The organism is Lacticaseibacillus porcinae (assembly GCF_003946305.1).
Lineage (GTDB): Bacteria > Bacillota > Bacilli > Lactobacillales > Lactobacillaceae > Lacticaseibacillus > Lacticaseibacillus porcinae.
In genome coordinates, this window is record NZ_RHNS01000021.1 from 1 (window position 1) to 15,644 (window position 15,644).

The following is a 15,644-nucleotide window of genomic DNA, read 5'->3' on the forward strand; positions in this document are numbered from 1 at the left end:
TACACCTGTTCCCATGCCGAACACAGAAGTTAAGCTTCTCTACGCCGAGAGTAGTTGGTGGGTAACTGCCTGCGAGGGTAGGAAGTCGCCACGCTAAATGAAAGATCTGTCGCTGACAGGTCTTTTTTTGTGACCAAAAAGGGTTGGAAAAATTGGCAGAAAACCCGTCAAAAAGGGGTTTACAGCGGGTTTTCTGTCCTGTATAATTACTATTGTTGTTGAGACGACATGCCGTCTTAGCTCAGTCGGTAGAGCGCTTCACTCGTAATGAAGAGGTCGCTGGTTCGATTCCAGTAGACGGCAGAAGGCAACACATCGTGCCGATCAGGTCATCCTGATCGGTATTTTTGTGCACCAAAACAGTCTAACCTTAGTGGTGAGCCATGATTCGACGGAATCGTGGCTCACCACTAAGGTTAGACTGTTTTTTTGCCTTGATTAAGGCAAGTCGATGGCGACCGCTGGCAATGTGCCGACGTCACTGAAGTCAGTCGTGTTGCAGAAACTGTCGAAGTTGATGGTGATCTTGTTCAACTTGTCCTTATCAGCGGTAGGGATGACTGCCATGAACGCGGTGTCCTTGGTTGCGCCAGGTGCGACCGCTTCACCGATACCTTGATCAGACATGCCACCATTAGGGTCTAGTTGTTGTCCAGTGCTGAGCACGATTGACTTGATCCCGTTGAATTGAACTTCTTCGTTGCTTGCGTTCTTGATCGAGTATTGGACTTGTGCTTCATAGTAAGGCGTTGTCACGCCTTGGCTGACACCAAAAGCATCGGAAGCCGTCTTCTTCTGATCGTCATCTTTGGGTGTGACTTCCATGAACTTATAATCTTTCAAGATGATGCTATAGGAGCCGGTCGTCATAGTTTTGTTAAGCGAGTTGATCCTGAGTAGCTTCATCTTGCCTTGCATATCGTCGTTCATCCATTCGCCAACTTTTAACAATTGCCCATTGGTGACTTCCTTTCCTTCAGAAGATGCCTTTTTGCTACTGGACTTGGCCGTTGACGTCTTTGCCTTTGATGCAGTGGTGGTCTTACCGCCATTATCAGTGCTCTTGCTGCTATTCCCACATGCGGCTAACGACAGTACTGCGGCGAGTGTTACACCGATTGTCAGTAGTTTTTTCATGATGGTTCCCCCTTATTCCCCCAGCTTTTAACGTCGATCCGGTCTGGACGTTAATAGTATTGTGTGACACAGATGAAATATCCCCTATGCAGCATAGTAGCCAGAAATGATGCCGGAAGCTTCGTGTTCCAACCATGATGGAATCTGTACGTCAGTCAGAAATTGATGCAGGTTGGCATCTTCAGGTGTGATTTCTTTAAAGTACATAGGTACATGGATATGTAATGCTGCCCGGTTCGCATCGCCTTCGCGATTTGAGCGCTACGATCGGTGGCGTAGTAGTAAATGTCTTTGTCGCCGTCGACTATATGACCAAGCTCATGAGCCAACTGGATGGTTATTTTGTGTTTATTTGGCCAGTTATAGATCTACCCTCCGAGTCAGACATCGGTTTCTGGGTTGGCCTTAGTTGCAACCGGCGGACACCGATATCGTGAGCCAGTGCGAAGTTAATCAGTTGAATATAGAGTTATCCTACGATATCACTTTCCCATCTTTCGATTTTTTCGGTTCCGTTCGATCACAGCCTTGATGATTGCCCAGTCATCAGAATCAAGACCAGTTACTTCAACCTGATCGCCTTCATAGATGAAGACATTGGTTGTTTTTAAATCAACCACATTTGGTCGTCTTGCCTTGGGCAGAAGCTCTGGCTCATCTGTATGACCTAAAAGGTAATCAACGGAGACTTCCAGAACCGCAGCAACTGCCGTTAAAGCACCTGTCGTCGGCGTCATGGTTCGCCAACGGTAAATGTTATTGATCCCAATTCCTGCTTTTGTTGCAAGCGTTTGGAGTGACCAGCCTCGGTCAGATTCAAGTTGTTTGATTCGAGCGTAAGTCGGCAATTGTCACAGTCTCCCGCAATGATGAATTTATCACCAATGGTTGATTTATTCATCACTCATAATACGTGCCATCCATCAGGTGATTCAACAAGACGGTACCAAGTTCAACCGTTCCGGCATTGATAAAATGACTGGTTAGGGTACTGTAAAGTCGCTTCTATATCATTAATTTACCATCCGTGATATATTTTTGCAATTCATCGATAATACATTTGAAAATATTGAAAAAATAATGCTTACATGGTGTCTCCTTAAGTTTAAATATCAAATTAATGATGAATATCACGACACCTTCGTCGATGTAAGCACTTGCAATTTAACACACTAAAATACCGCGTCGTGAAACGCGGTAAAAGGGATCATTGGCTAAGCAAGAAATCCAAAACATTCATGCCAGAAGATGATTGTTGACGATACAATTCCGTATAGCCACAGCGGGTGCATGAGATGGTGACGAATTTTTTGTTTTGAACATCAAATAGCTTAGCGAAATTGCCACCAGTGGCTTGAAATTGATCACTTTGATAGCTGTGATTGTGACATTTGGGGCAGTCGTAAACCTGATTTTCCATGGGGACACCTCCGTATAGCTTCAATATACAAGAAGACCATCGCAATTGGAACTAACGAAATCGTAAGTCTTTTTTCGGAGGTTCTGGTGCAGCGACGATCGGTGGGGCTTGCCAGTAGTAAATGTCGACATTTTTGCTGTCGTAGATGTGGTAGTCGATGCTGAGTTCGTTTAAGCTGTGTTGCATGATCGCAAAATACAGCGGTAATGGGGCTTTCTCCAAGCCTGCTGCCACCACCATTAAATATTTCGCCATATCAGCAAAAACAGCTTGTGTGATCGGCGTGGTGATCTTGAAGGTCAAGTCGACATAACCAAGATCCGCGGTGTCACGCGTGTAAGTTGCTGATTGCAGGGGAAAGCCACCGAAGTTGCCTGCTGCTTTCAAGACGTCAACAACATGGCGCAACTGGGTGGTTTCAAAGGCTGGTTTTTGAAACATCAAATGCCAAGTTGCCAAGGGATCACTCCTTACTGTGTTATAATGCATGCAACTGGAGGTGTGCATGTTGAAAAAATTCCAGATCATCGCGGGATTAGCTTTGATGTTGACGTTAGCTGGGTGTGGTCAAAAAAAAGCGAACCCGACAGCGTCATCGTCCAAACCTAAAACCGTTCTCACTACTAAGCAGTATACCACGGCGCAATTACAAAAACGTTACGTGACGATCGTCGATGCCGTGGTCGATCCTCTTGACCTTGCCTCTTATTCCAAACCCACAGCCACGATCCAACAAGCCGCGACGAAAGGCAAGCAACAAATTGCCGATGTCCAACTTCAACTCGCAGATAACAGTGGCCAGCCAGCGTTAAATACAGCGTTGCAAAAGCTTGGTAAGGCTGCCACTGCAATGCTGACAGCCATGGTCGGCAAAGATCAAGCCACTTATAATACCACGGCCAAAACGTTCATGTCGCAAACTAATACCATTGCCAAAACCTATTTTAATGGGCAGATCCCGCCAAAGTTGAATGTTTACAGTCAACGGATGGCCAACAAAACGAGCAGTAGCGCGGCAAGTACCAACTAAAGCCAAGCTGAGTCGGATGCGACTCAGCTTTTTTCGTTACGTTGGTAGACCATTAGTGACGCAACTCGCCAACAGTGGTTATCAAGTGCGTCAACCCAGCGAAGCGGAAAGCGACAACCGCCGCTTTGTTGTTCATCATTTTCTCACCAAATGACGGAAGCTGTTTATGAATGTTGAACACACGTTGCGTCCACATAGTCGCAAGGCGCTTTCATGAGAAAATGAGTGGCGATTTGTCATTGGATTCCTGCTGGCGTATAATGGAATAATGATTCGTCGCTATTTTGAGGGAAGTAGCGGGATCGTCACTAGGTTTGGTTACGAATTCCTAGTGAGAGGTGTTTGATTTAATGAACCAAAAAGAAAGCGACCATTCGTTCCTTGGTCATCCCAAAGGCTTATTGACCTTATCGATGACTGAATTCTGGGAACGATTCAGTTATTACGGCATGCGCGCCATTTTGATCTACTACATGTATTATGCAGTGACCAAAGGTGGATTAGGCTTTGACAAGCCCACTGCGCTGTCCATTATGTCGATTTATGGGTCTTTGGTTTACTTGAGCTCGACGATCGGTGGCTTCATTTCTGACCGCTTGCTTGGCAGTCGCAAAACCGTTTTTTGGGGCGGCGTGCTGATCATGATCGGCCACATCGTGTTGTCGTTGCCATTCGGTGCTGGTGCGTTGTTTGCGTCGATCGGGTTGATCGTCATCGGGACTGGGTTGTTGAAGCCTAATGTCTCTGAAATGGTCGGCTCATTGTATCCGGAAAATGATCCTCGTCGAGATTCTGGTTTCAGTATCTTCGTGATGGGGATCAACTTCGGTTCTTTGTTAGCACCGATCATTGTGCCTTGGGGCCAAGCCCAATTTAACTTCCATGTCGGCTTCTCCTTTGCTGCCATCGGGATGTTTATCGGGTTGATCTATTATGTCATCGCTGGGAAGAAAACCATTAACCCTAAAGATGATGTGGCCCCAGATCCAATTTCCGCAGATGAAATGAAGCCATTGTTGCTCAAAGTGCTCGCAGGTGTCGTCGTCTTGGCGGCGATCCTCGGGATCATGGGCGCGACTGGGACCTTCAGCATTGATCATGTGATCACCTTGATCACCATCATTGCCATCGGTGTGCCAGTATGCTACTTTATCGCGATGTTGCGGTCTAAGAAAGTCACTAAAACTGAACGTTCTCGTGTGTGGGCCTACATTCCATTGTTCATCGCTGCGGTGATCTTCTGGGCGATCGAAGAACAAGGCTCTGTGGTATTAGCCGTGTTTGCTGCCGATCAAACGAAGTTGAGTTTCTTAGGGATGCCGATTTTACCAGGGAACTTCCAATTGCTTAACCCATTATTCATTTTGATCTATGGCCCGATCTTCGCTTGGTTGTGGGTGCGCTTAGGCAAACGTCAACCAAGTTCACCAAAGAAATTCAGCTATGGCTTAGTGTTTGCCGGGTTGAGTTACTTGGTGATGGTGATCCCTGTGATGATGTTTGGGACTGGCACTCGCGTTTCCCCATTATGGTTGGTATTATCATGGGCGATCGTTGAAATCGCTGAAATGTTGATCTCCCCAGTGGGGTTGTCAGTGACCACTAAGCTTGCCCCAAAGGCGTTCTCCTCTCAAATGATGAGTATGTGGTTCTTGGCTGATGCCGCAGCCCAAGCCATCAACGCTCAAATCGTGAAATTATACTCCCCAGCAACTGAAGTGGCTTATTTTGCCGCTGTTGGGATCGCGTCGATCGTGTTTGCTGTGATCTTAGGGTTCATGGTGCCACGGATCGAAAAACTCATGCAAGGGATCAACTGATCGTTTGCACAGCTTGCTTGGACCTTTTGAGGTTCAAGCTTTTTTGTTGTGGTAAACTGAATTGGAGGTGAGTCGATGAAAATTGCAGTCAGTGTGGATAACCATTTCGATGTGAATAAGCTTTCAGTACCAGAAGCGATCACGCGCATCAGCGCTTATTTAATGACGCAACAACCAGCAGGGTATTTTAACGCTGGTGACAGCTTTAATGATTTCACCAAAAGTGCGGCCTTTTATCGCGACTTACAAGCCCATGTCCCATTTCCTGTGCGGTGGTTGGCAGGCAATCACGACTTGGTGAATGGCGTTTCTTATGAAATAGCGCAAAGCCATGCCGATCCGCTGTATTTTCATGAACAAAGCCTACGTATCGGCAAGACGGTGATCATTGGCAACAACGGCTGGTATGATTATTCCTTGGCGCCGGCAGATTTGGACAAAACTGATGCTGAGTTTACTCAGTGGAAGCAGGCGTATTGGATCGATGGCGCGATCGATCAACCAGTCAGCGACAAACAGCGGATGCAACGGGTGTTGGCCACCACGACTCAGGCATTAGATGATGCCAAAGGGCAACACGTGATTTATTTGACTCATTTTGTCCCGCAAAAAGCGTTAATGATCTATGCCCCAGGTCACTCTTATTGGCAAATGGCCACTGCCGTCATGGGGTCGCAACATTTAGGAGACCTACTCAATGCCCGTCACGTTGATTCAGTGGTGTTTGGTCATTTGCACAAACGTCACGCCCCACTGACCATTGACCACACCACCTATTATCATCAACCGATGGGCTACGGCTTGCATCGGTTGAATGAGTGGGACAGTGATGATTGGTTTGAACAATGGCGCAAAACCTTGGTGTGGTTGGAAGTTTAACGAGAATTTTCCAAAAAAGACTTGCGTCAGCGGCGAAAATTTTGTATATTATTAAAGTTGATTGACGGAGGATTAGCGAAGAGGCTAAACGCGACGGACTGTAAATCCGTTCCTTCGGGTTCCTAGGTTCGAATCCTAGATCCTCCATTATATCATTGGGGTATAGCCAAGCGGTAAGGCAACGGACTTTGACTCCGTCATGCGCTGGTTCGAATCCAGCTACCCCAATTGTGCGACTCATCTGCGAGATGAGTCGTTTTTTTGTGGTGCTGAATGTGAGAAAACCGAACATTTTAACAACCAATCACAGAAAATCTGCGATATGTCAGCGCTTTTTGACTAGACCAATCTTGACATTGGGTCAGGTAATGGGTAAATTGAATACAATAGTAGAAACTGGGAGGCATTTTCATGAAATTGGGATTTATTGGCGCTGGGAACATGGCGCAAGGGATTATTGACGGGTTGTTGAAGGCCAAAACCTTCGTCCCATCAGATATTGTGATCCATGGCGGACATCCGGCGAATTACGAAGCATATGCGCAAAAAACTGGCGTCCAAACCGTTGACTCCAATACCGCAGTGATCGAATCTGCTGATGTGGTGGTGTTAGCCGTGAAGCCAGTGATGGCCCAAGATGTGATCGACGAAATCAATCCGGCTTTGCAAGCCAAAACCACACCGCTGTTGTCATTGCTTTCTGGTGTGTCGTTGTTGCAAATCGAAGGCTTCTTAGGGACGAAAGATTATCCACTGATCCGGGTGATGCCAAATTTAAATGTGGCGATCAATCAAGGGATGACGGCTTATGCTGCCAACCCAGCTGCTGCTGACATCAAAGACACCGTGGTGGCGTGGTTTGATACCATTGGTGAAACCATTGAACTCGCGGAACAACATTTCTCCACCTTCGTTGCTTTAGCAGGGTCTAGCCCAGCGTTTGTGTACATGTTTATCGATGCGTTAGCGCGCGCCGGCGTCAAACATGGGTTGACCAAGAAACAAGCAGATAAAATTGCCGCTCAAGCTGTATTAGGTTCAGGGGCCATGGTGTTACAAAGTCCTGAATCACCATTTGATTTGGTGGATAAAGTTTCCAGTCCTGGTGGGACCACTGTTGCTGGGTTACTGGCCATGGAAGCAGCAGGCTTTATGCCTTCTGTGGTCGCTGGTGTGGATGCGACGATCGCCAAAGATCAAGAAGAACAATGATGACTTGCTTTTTTGGTCTATACCGGTTATGATGACAACATAGACCAATCACGAAAGGACGAGTTTCTGTGGAATTCCCAGTATATATTCAAATTCATAATGCGCTGCGCGAACAAATCGAAGCTGGCAAATGGCAGATCGGCGATCGCATTCCCAGCGAACGCGAACTGGCAGCAAGCTATCAAGTATCGCGGATGACTTTACGTCAAGCGATCCAAACCTTAGTTGATGAAGGCATTTTGGAACGGCGGGTCGGCGCCGGGACTTATGTCGCTAATCGCAAAGTGCAAGAAAAAGTTTCTGGGGTCACCAGTTTTTCTGATGTGATGGTCGCCCAAGGCAAAGTGCCTTCAAGCAAAACCGTTTCTTATCACGTGGCCAAGCCGTCGATTTCTGAAACTGAGAAATTGCATCTTGACGATAATGTCCAAGTGTTGCGGATGGAACGCGTCCGCTATGGCGATGGGGTGCCGATTTGCTTTGAAGTGGCCACCATTCCGTTTGATTTGATCAAAGACTTCTCCAAATCTGAAGTGACCACCTCGTTTTATCACACCTTAGAGAAAAAAGGTGGCTATGTGATCGGTGGCGCCCAACAAACTGTTGGCGCGACAGTTGCTAGCGAACGGATCGCTGATTACTTAGAGATCAAACGCTCTAGTGCGATTTTGCGGCTGCGACAGATCTCATTTTTACAAGACGGGCGCCCATTTGAATATGTCCGCACGCAATATGTGGCTGACCGGTTCGAATTGGTGCTGGAACGCTAAAATCATGACCCCGCGTGAAAATTTTCACGCGGGGTTTTGCTATCTGTCGTGACCCGCGGTAGAATAGTAGCAACACGAAATGAATTCGCGTAATACGCGTAACAATCTGAAAGGTCTAAACATGACATACGAAGATGACGGGCTCGCCCTCCATACTGATTTCTACGAATTGAATATGATGTACACTTACTGGAAGCAAGGGATCGCTGAGAAGAATTCGGTGTTTGAAGTTTACTTCCGCGATTTACCTTTCGGCAGTGGCTTTGCTGTGTTTGCTGGGTTGGAACATGTGGTGCAATATTTACAAGACCTCCATTTTTCCGATTCTGACATTGCTTATCTCAAAGACGTCACTGACTATCCGCAAGAATTCTTGGATTACTTGGCGAACTTGAAATTCACTTCAACAGTGCGCTCTGCAGTTGAAGGGGACTTGGTGTTCAACAACGAACCGATCTTACAAGTTGAAGGCCCATTGGCACAAGGTCAATTGGTGGAAACTGCGATTTTAAATATCATTAACTATCAAACTTTAGTGGCCACTAAAGCTGCTCGGATTCGCTCAGTAGTTGGCGATGACCCATTGATGGAATTTGGGACTCGCCGCGCGCAAGAAACTAGCGCCGCGATGTGGGGCACGCGTGCCGCGTTCATCGGCGGCTTCAACGCGACGTCTAATGTCCGCGCCGGCAAAGTCTTTGGGATCCCGATTTCAGGGACGCATGCGCATGCGTTAGTCCAAGCTTATCAAGACGACTACACTGCCTTTAAAGCTTACGCTGAAGTGAACCATGATGTGACCTTCTTAGTCGATACTTATGACACCTTGCGTTCAGGGGTGCCAGCAGCGATCCGTGTCGCTAAGGAAATGGGCGATAAAATCGACTTCCAAGGCGTCCGGATCGATTCTGGGGATATGGCTTATATCTCAAAGCGTGTGCGCCAACAACTCGATGACGCGGGCTTTACCGACACCAAAATCGTTGCCTCTAATGATTTAGATGAAAACACCATTCAAAACTTAAAGATGCAAGGGGCTAAAATCGATACTTGGGGCGTTGGGACCAAAGTGATCACTGCTTTTGATCACCCAGCTTTAGGTGCGGTGTACAAATTGGTGGCCATTGAAGATGATCATGGTGAAATGGCTGATACCATTAAGTTATCTTCTAATGCCGAAAAAGTCTCCACCCCAGGCAAAAAGCAAGTTTGGCGGATCACCCGTAACGCCAATGGCAAGTCTGAAGGTGACTATGTGGCGTTAGCTTATGAAGATGTGGAAAGCTTGGAAGAATTGTACATGTTCCATCCAAACTTCACTTACATCAACAAAACCGTCACTGATTTTGATGCGCGGCCATTGTTGCAAACGATTTTTGATCATGGGGACTTGGTTTACAAGTTACCGAAACTGGTCGACATTCGCAAGTTTGCCATGCAATGTGTCGAATCACTGTGGGACGAATACACCCGTGTGCTCAACCCACAAGATTATCCTGTCGACTTGTCACAAGCCGCTTGGGATAATAAAATGGCGATCATTCGCCGGATCAAAGAAAAAATCAACTGGCGTCAAGCTTAACCTCAACAAGGCTGAGACAAAAAGCGGTTTTAGCCCAAAATATAAGTGCCCCTGTGCCACGGTTTGTTTTAAACCGCGGTGCAGGGGCATTTATATTGCTGGGCGTTGTTTTTTGGAACGCGACTAGACTCAAATTTGGAATAATGTCTTGGCTACTTTTTGTGATGTTTGTGTGAAGTCACTAGCAACGGCGCAGCCAACGCGATATAACAATAGTAATAAACTCACGAGGTGGCCCATGAAAAAAGTATTATTACCCAAAATTGCAGACGATTTGACCGATCATTATTTAGCCAAACATGGCTATGCCGTGGTGACTTGCGACAATCCTGGTGTTGATGAGATCATGCAGCTAGCCCCTGATGCCGCAGGAATTATGATGATCTCCAAACCGATCCCAAATACCTTGTATGCGCAATTGCCCAATTTAGAGATTTTGGCGCGGCGAGGCGTGGGCTTTGATGCCATTGATGTCGACTATGCCGCCAAACAAGGGGTGTGGGTGACCAATGCGCCAGGGGCCAATGCGCGAACTGTTGCCGAATTAGCGTTGATGGACATGTTGATGTTAGCGCGACAGTTTCATGCGGTGGATTTAAAAACGCGTGTCAACGACTGGACTGGTGCCTATCAAGGGTTATTAGGCCATGAACTATTTGGAGCCACCGTGGGGATCGTTGGGGTCGGCCACGTCGGCCAAACCCTTGCAGAAATGTGTCATGCGTTGGGGATGCAAGTGTTGTTATATGACCGCCATCCTCGCGCCGATCAAACTGCTGGTGAATATGTGCAGTGGGACGACTTGTTTAAACGTTCAGATTATGTCAGCTTGCACCTTGCTTCAGTGCCTGAAACCAAACATTGTGTCTCGACTCGAGAATTTGAATTGATGAAGCCCACTGCTAGTTTGATCAACTTGGCGCGTGGGGCAGTGGTTGATACTGAGGCATTGGTCGAGGCATTGCAGACGCAACAAATCGCTCAAGCGGCGTTAGATGTCTTTGAACAAGAACCGCTATCTGCAGATCATGTCCTGTTTCAAATGCCGAATGTGATCTTAACGCCACATATTGGGGCCAACACCATTGAAGCCAATCGGAAAATGGCGCTGATCGCTGCCAAACAAATTGATTTGGTGTTAAGTGGTCGTCAACCTGAATATCCAGTGAACCAACCGCAGTGATCCCCCGATTGGTAAAATCACCAACTTTTTGTCAGGTAAGGTTTCACCGTTGCTACAAGAAATCGGTATTTAATGGTAGAATTGAAACCATGAGTGTGAAAACCACACAACAATAATGAAAGCAGGGATACGATGATCTCAAAAGATAGCGTCGCACACGTCGCTGAATTATCGCGCTTAGCATTCAGTGATGCTGAACTCGACCAATTCACCAACCAACTCGACGACATTTTAAATATGGTGGATCAACTGGAAACCGTTGATACGACAGGCGTTCCCGCCACGACCCAATCCATCCACTTGCAAAATGTGATGCGCGAAGATGTCGCGGTCAATGATACCAAGACTGAAGACTTATTCAAAAACGTCCCAACGTCAAAAGGCACCTTGATTCAAGTACCTGCCATCATCGACAAGGAGGAAGACTAGTTTGGATTACTTTACAACAAACATTGACGCGTTGCATGATCAATTAGTCGCAGGGACCATTACCAGTGCCGACTTGACGAAAGATACCTTAGCCAAAATCGCTGAAATCGATCCTGAAATCGATGCCTTCTTGAACTTGAACGACCAAGCTCAGGCTCAAGCTGAAGCGGTTGACGCTGCCGGCATCAACAAAGATCAACCATTGTCAGGGATCCCAGTGGCGATCAAAGATAACATCGTCACCAAAGACTTGACCACCACTGCAGCGTCTAAGATGTTGGAAAACTTCGTCCCGATTTATGATGCCACTGTCGTTGAAAAGCTCAACGCAGCTGGTGCCATTAACGTCGGGAAGTTGAACATGGACGAATTTGCCATGGGCTCTTCCACTGAAAACTCCGCCTTTAAAACCACGAAAAACGCTTGGGATCACACCAAGGTGCCTGGTGGTTCTTCAGGTGGCTCTGCTGCTGCAGTTGCTTCTGGTCAAGTGCTGGCAGCGCTTGGGACTGATACTGGCGGCTCCATTCGCCAGCCAGCAGCGTTCAACGGGATCGTTGGCTTCAAACCAACGTATGGCCGCGTTTCTCGTTGGGGGTTGATCGCCTTTGGTTCTAGCTTAGATGCCATTGGGACGTTGACCCGCTCGGTGAAAGACTCTGCTCGTGTCTTGAATGTCATCGCCGGCCATGACGAGAAAGATTCCACTTCTGCAGACTTTGATGTCCCTGATTTTACTGAAAAAATCGGTCAAAGCATCAAAGGAATGAAAATCGCTTTACCTGAAGAATATTTAGGTGAAGGGGTCGATCCGCAAATTGTGGCGGCCATTCAAAAAGCCGCTGATCAATTCCGCGCATTAGGCGCAACGGTGGATACAGTATCCTTGCCACATACCAAATATGCGGTACCCGCTTATTACATCATCGCCAGTTCTGAAGCCTCTTCCAACTTACAACGTTTTGATGGGATCCGCTATGGCTTCCGTGCTAAAGACGTGAAGAACTTGACCGATGTTTATGTCCGTTCCCGTTCTGAAGGCTTCGGCCCAGAAGTCAAGCGCCGGATCATGTTAGGGACGTTCTCATTGTCTGCTGGTTTCTACGATGCTTACTTCAAGAAGGCAGCCCAAGTGCGGACGTTGATCACCGAAGACTTCAACAAAGTCTTTGAAAACTATGACTTAGTGATGGGGCCAACCACACCGACGACTGCCTTTGGTATCGGTGAAAAAGTCACCGATCCATTGACCATGTACATGAACGACATTTTGACGATCCCTGTGAACTTAGCCGGGTTGCCAGCAGCGTCGATCCCTGCCGGCTTTGTGGATAACATGCCAGTGGGCTTGCAATTGATCGCCAAGCATTTTGACGAAAGCACGATTTATCAAGCGGCTGACGCCTTTGAAAGCCAAAACGATTACCTTGACTTGATCCCAGGAGGTGCACGTTAATGAACTTTGAAACGACCATCGGCCTGGAAGTCCATGTCGAGTTAAAAACCAAATCTAAAATGTTCTCCCCATCTCCAGTATCTTATGGGGCAGAACCTAACACCCAAACCAACGTCATTGATTGGGGCTTCCCAGGGGTTTTGCCCACGATCAACAAAGGCGCCTACTCCTATGGCATCATGGTGGCGTTAGCCTTACACGCTGACATCACCCGCGATACCCACTTTGATCGCAAGAACTACTTCTATCCTGATAACCCCAAAGCTTACCAAGTGACCCAAGCAGAACAACCGCTGGCCACGAATGGTTGGGTGGAAATCGAAGTTGACGGTAAAAAGAAGAAAATCGGGATCGCCGAACTTCACGTTGAAGAAGATGCCGGGAAGAACCAACATGAACCTGATGGCTATTCTTATGTCGATTTGAACCGTCAAGGCACACCATTAGTTGAAATCGTGTCTAAGCCTGACATCGCCAGTCCTGAAGAAGCCTATCAATACTTGGAACAACTGCGTCAAATCGTACAGTTCACCGGCGCTTCTGATGTGAAAATGGAAGAAGGGTCCATGCGTGTGGATACCAACCTGTCCGTTGCGCCAATTGGTGCTGACCAATATGGGACGAAGACTGAAATCAAGAACTTGAACTCCTTCAACCATGTCCGCGATGGCTTAGCCTACGAACAAACTCGTCAACAAGCCGTGTTGCGTGCAGGCGGTGAAATTCGTCAAGAAACCCGTCGTTGGGATGTCGACAAAAAAGAAACCATTTTAATGCGGGTCAAAGAAGGGGCGGATGATTACCGTTACTTCCCAGAACCAGACTTGCCACCTGTGCATGTGTCGCAAAAATGGATCGATGAAGTCGCAGGGCGTTTACCACAACCACCTGCAGCACGTCGGGCGCATTACGTCGCTGACTGGGGCATTCCAGAATATGATGCTGGCGTGTTGACCCAAACGCTTGAAATGGCGAACTTCTTTGAAGCCACTGTTGCTGCAGGCGCTGATGCCAAGTTAGCCTCTAACTGGTTGATGGGTGAAGTGTCTGGGTATTTGAACGCCCAACATCAAGAACTTAAAGATGTGGCGTTGACACCAGAACATTTAGCTGGGATGATCATTTTGATTTCTGATGGGACGATTTCTTCGAAGATCGCCAAGAAAGTCTTCAAAGAGATCATCACCAACGACACTGATCCTAAAGCTTTCGTTGAAGCCAAAGGAATGGTGCAGTTGTCAGATCCGGCACAACTCACACCGATCATTGATGCCGTGTTAGATGATAACCAACAATCGATCGATGACTTTAAAGCTGGTAAAGATCGCGCCATTGGCTTCTTGGTGGGGAACATCATGAAGCAGACTCGCGGGAAGGCCAATCCAAAAGTCGTCAACCAGATCTTGATGCAAGAAATCAAGAAACGTTAATTGAAGTGAATGGAAAGTCGCGATGTTGCATCGCGGCTTTTTATTTTGGGTACAAAATTTGCAGAAGGTGACGACAGTGCCGTCAAGATTGACACTGTTGAAGTGAGTCATGAGTCAGGACGTTAGCGGACGTTGAAGCAATCGCCAGAGCTTTACCAACTTTTAAACATGACAACCGCACGGCTGGCGCCTTTTACACTAGATTTTATGGACGCAATCGCGCATAATTAATGTGGAATCTTTTTGTGAAAGGACGTGCAAGATGACTCAACGCGCACGATTGATCTATAACCCAACCAGCGGCAACGAAGGTATGAAGCGGTATGTCGCCGATATTTTAGACGTGATGGAACAAGCTGGCTATGAATCCAGCGCTTACCAAACTACGCCAGAACCTTTTTCCGCCAAAAAAGAGGCATCTCGTGCCACCCTTGATGGCTTTGATCTGATCGTGGCTGCCGGCGGCGATGGCACCATCAATGAAGTCGTTAACGGCATCGCGCCTCACCGCCATCGTCCGAAAATGGCGATCATTCCAGCAGGTACCACCAACGACTATGCTCGCGCATTGGCGATCCCTCGAGAAGATCCAGTCGCAGCGGCGAAAGTGATTTTAGCTGGGCAAACATTGCGGATGGATATTGGGAAAGCCAATAAACATTACTTTATGAACATTGCCGCTGGCGGGTTGTTATCAGAACTCACTTACGGCGTGCCAAGTGAATTTAAGTCGATTTTTGGCTACTTTGCTTATTTGATCAAAGGCGCTGAAATGTTGCCTGCCATCAAACAGTTCCCGATCCACTTGGAATATGACGATGGCGTGTATGACGGGCCTGCGTCGATGTTCTTGTTAGCAATGACTAATTCTATTGGCGGCTTCGAACAAATCGTCCCAGATTCAAGTCTCGGGGATGGCAAATTCTCTTTGATCGTAGTCAAAACCGCGAAACTCCCTGAATACTTAGTGTTGATGGGTAAAGTCTTGAATGGTGGCAAACATGTTGATGATCCAAACATCATTTACACCAAAACCACGAACTTAACCGTGACCCGCGAAGATGGCGAAGAAATGAAAGTCAACTTAGATGGGGAATACGGCGGTTCAGCGCCAATGAGCTTCCAAAACTTGCGGCAACATATTGAAATGTATGCCAACATCGCTGACATTCCAGCAAACAACATCGCTGACGACACTGCGCAACGAGATTACTTACAAGAAGTCGAAAGTATTTCTGAATCAGATATCGACGGTGACGGCAAAATCGGGAAATAAAAACAAAAATTCGGCAGCTC

General features: G+C 47.2%; 15 protein-coding genes, 3 tRNA genes and 1 rRNA gene. 15 read left to right on the forward strand and 4 right to left on the reverse strand.

Features of this window, described 5'->3' with window-relative positions; translation table 11 throughout:
• Positions 1–94 (forward strand): 5S ribosomal RNA (gene rrf / locus EKM92_RS12065); the annotation flags it as partial.
• A gap of 136 nt (positions 95–230) precedes the next feature.
• Positions 231–303 (forward strand) — tRNA-Thr (locus tag EKM92_RS12070).
• 135 nt (positions 304–438) lie between these two features.
• On the opposite strand, the gene EKM92_RS12075 is transcribed toward EKM92_RS12070, so the two are convergent.
• The 4 genes from EKM92_RS12075 to EKM92_RS12090 all read right to left on the reverse strand — a co-directional run bounded on the left by EKM92_RS12075 (position 439) and on the right by EKM92_RS12090 (position 3,016).
• The gene (locus tag EKM92_RS12075) at positions 439–1,137 is read right to left on the reverse strand and encodes a hypothetical protein (protein WP_125711145.1); all 699 of its coding nucleotides are present in this window, start codon (positions 1,135–1,137) and stop codon (positions 439–441) included.
• 482 nt (positions 1,138–1,619) lie between these two features.
• The gene (locus tag EKM92_RS12080; protein ID WP_125711147.1) at positions 1,620–1,985 is read right to left on the reverse strand and encodes a helix-turn-helix domain-containing protein; all 366 of its coding nucleotides are present in this window, start codon (positions 1,983–1,985) and stop codon (positions 1,620–1,622) included.
• Between the two features lie 359 nt (positions 1,986–2,344).
• Positions 2,345–2,557 carry a zinc ribbon domain-containing protein gene (locus EKM92_RS12085; protein WP_125711149.1) on the reverse strand — a complete coding sequence of 71 codons (213 nt, stop codon included), beginning with the start codon at positions 2,555–2,557 and terminating at the stop codon, positions 2,345–2,347.
• 51 nt (positions 2,558–2,608) lie between these two features.
• Positions 2,609–3,016, reverse strand: a complete 408-nt coding sequence (locus EKM92_RS12090) for a hypothetical protein (RefSeq protein WP_125711151.1) — start codon at positions 3,014–3,016, stop codon at positions 2,609–2,611.
• Positions 3,017–3,062: 46 nt separating this feature from the next.
• Between EKM92_RS12090 and EKM92_RS12095 the strand changes: the two genes are divergently transcribed.
• The 13 genes from EKM92_RS12095 (at position 3,063) to EKM92_RS12155 (ending at position 15,624) form a co-directional block, all read left to right on the forward strand.
• Positions 3,063–3,587, forward strand: a complete 525-nt coding sequence (locus EKM92_RS12095; protein WP_125711153.1) for a hypothetical protein — start codon at positions 3,063–3,065, stop codon at positions 3,585–3,587.
• Between the two features lie 350 nt (positions 3,588–3,937).
• On the forward strand, positions 3,938–5,407 hold the full coding sequence (locus tag EKM92_RS12100) for a peptide MFS transporter (protein WP_125711155.1): 1,470 nt from the start codon (positions 3,938–3,940) through the stop codon (positions 5,405–5,407).
• A gap of 75 nt (positions 5,408–5,482) precedes the next feature.
• Positions 5,483–6,286: a metallophosphoesterase gene (locus EKM92_RS12105; RefSeq protein ID WP_125711157.1), complete on the forward strand. Its 804-nt coding sequence runs from the start codon at positions 5,483–5,485 to the stop codon at positions 6,284–6,286.
• 66 nt (positions 6,287–6,352) lie between these two features.
• A tRNA-Tyr gene (locus EKM92_RS12110) sits at positions 6,353–6,433 on the forward strand.
• 9 nt (positions 6,434–6,442) lie between these two features.
• Positions 6,443–6,514 (forward strand) — tRNA-Gln (locus tag EKM92_RS12115).
• Between the two features lie 183 nt (positions 6,515–6,697).
• Complete coding sequence (proC, locus tag EKM92_RS12120; protein ID WP_125711160.1) at positions 6,698–7,498, forward strand: pyrroline-5-carboxylate reductase; 801 nt, start codon at positions 6,698–6,700, stop codon at positions 7,496–7,498.
• Positions 7,499–7,566: 68 nt separating this feature from the next.
• Positions 7,567–8,268 (forward strand): GntR family transcriptional regulator, encoded by a 702-nt coding sequence (locus EKM92_RS12125; protein ID WP_125711162.1) that lies wholly within the window; start codon positions 7,567–7,569, stop codon positions 8,266–8,268.
• Between the two features lie 121 nt (positions 8,269–8,389).
• Entirely contained in the window at positions 8,390–9,850 is a 1,461-nt protein-coding gene (locus tag EKM92_RS12130; RefSeq protein WP_125711164.1) for a nicotinate phosphoribosyltransferase, read from the forward strand.
• A gap of 238 nt (positions 9,851–10,088) precedes the next feature.
• On the forward strand, positions 10,089–11,033 hold the full coding sequence (locus EKM92_RS12135; RefSeq protein WP_125711166.1) for a phosphoglycerate dehydrogenase: 945 nt from the start codon (positions 10,089–10,091) through the stop codon (positions 11,031–11,033).
• A gap of 132 nt (positions 11,034–11,165) precedes the next feature.
• Positions 11,166–11,462 (forward strand): Asp-tRNA(Asn)/Glu-tRNA(Gln) amidotransferase subunit GatC, encoded by a 297-nt coding sequence (gene gatC / locus EKM92_RS12140; RefSeq protein WP_054716437.1) that lies wholly within the window; start codon positions 11,166–11,168, stop codon positions 11,460–11,462.
• Between the two features lies 1 nt (position 11,463).
• Positions 11,464–12,918, forward strand: coding sequence for an Asp-tRNA(Asn)/Glu-tRNA(Gln) amidotransferase subunit GatA (gene gatA / locus EKM92_RS12145; protein WP_125711168.1), 1,455 nt, complete (start codon positions 11,464–11,466; stop codon positions 12,916–12,918).
• The gene (gene gatB, locus EKM92_RS12150; RefSeq protein ID WP_125711170.1) at positions 12,918–14,348 is read left to right on the forward strand and encodes an Asp-tRNA(Asn)/Glu-tRNA(Gln) amidotransferase subunit GatB; all 1,431 of its coding nucleotides are present in this window, start codon (positions 12,918–12,920) and stop codon (positions 14,346–14,348) included. Before gatA ends, gatB begins: the two co-directional genes overlap by 1 nt.
• Positions 14,349–14,610: 262 nt before the next feature.
• Positions 14,611–15,624 (forward strand): diacylglycerol kinase, encoded by a 1,014-nt coding sequence (locus EKM92_RS12155; RefSeq protein ID WP_125711173.1) that lies wholly within the window; start codon positions 14,611–14,613, stop codon positions 15,622–15,624.
• The last annotated feature ends 20 nt before the right edge of the window (positions 15,625–15,644 follow it).

Bases quoted from the DNA above. Each gene is read 5' to 3' on its own strand.
- EKM92_RS12135 (WP_125711166.1), top strand. From the start codon at position 10,089: ATGAAAAAAGTATTATTACCCAAAATTGCAGACGATTTGACCGATCAT.
- EKM92_RS12095 (WP_125711153.1), top strand. From the start codon at position 3,063: ATGTTGAAAAAATTCCAGATCATCGCGGGATTAGCTTTGATGTTGACG.
- EKM92_RS12130 (WP_125711164.1), top strand. From the start codon at position 8,390: ATGACATACGAAGATGACGGGCTCGCCCTCCATACTGATTTCTACGAA.
- EKM92_RS12105 (WP_125711157.1), top strand. From the start codon at position 5,483: ATGAAAATTGCAGTCAGTGTGGATAACCATTTCGATGTGAATAAGCTT.
- EKM92_RS12100 (WP_125711155.1), top strand. From the start codon at position 3,938: ATGAACCAAAAAGAAAGCGACCATTCGTTCCTTGGTCATCCCAAAGGC.
- EKM92_RS12075 (WP_125711145.1), bottom strand. From the start codon at position 1,137: ATGAAAAAACTACTGACAATCGGTGTAACACTCGCCGCAGTACTGTCG.
- gatB (WP_125711170.1), top strand. From the start codon at position 12,918: ATGAACTTTGAAACGACCATCGGCCTGGAAGTCCATGTCGAGTTAAAA.
- gatC (WP_054716437.1), top strand. From the start codon at position 11,166: ATGATCTCAAAAGATAGCGTCGCACACGTCGCTGAATTATCGCGCTTA.
- EKM92_RS12155 (WP_125711173.1), top strand. From the start codon at position 14,611: ATGACTCAACGCGCACGATTGATCTATAACCCAACCAGCGGCAACGAA.
- EKM92_RS12085 (WP_125711149.1), bottom strand. From the start codon at position 2,557: ATGGAAAATCAGGTTTACGACTGCCCCAAATGTCACAATCACAGCTAT.
- proC (WP_125711160.1), top strand. From the start codon at position 6,698: ATGAAATTGGGATTTATTGGCGCTGGGAACATGGCGCAAGGGATTATT.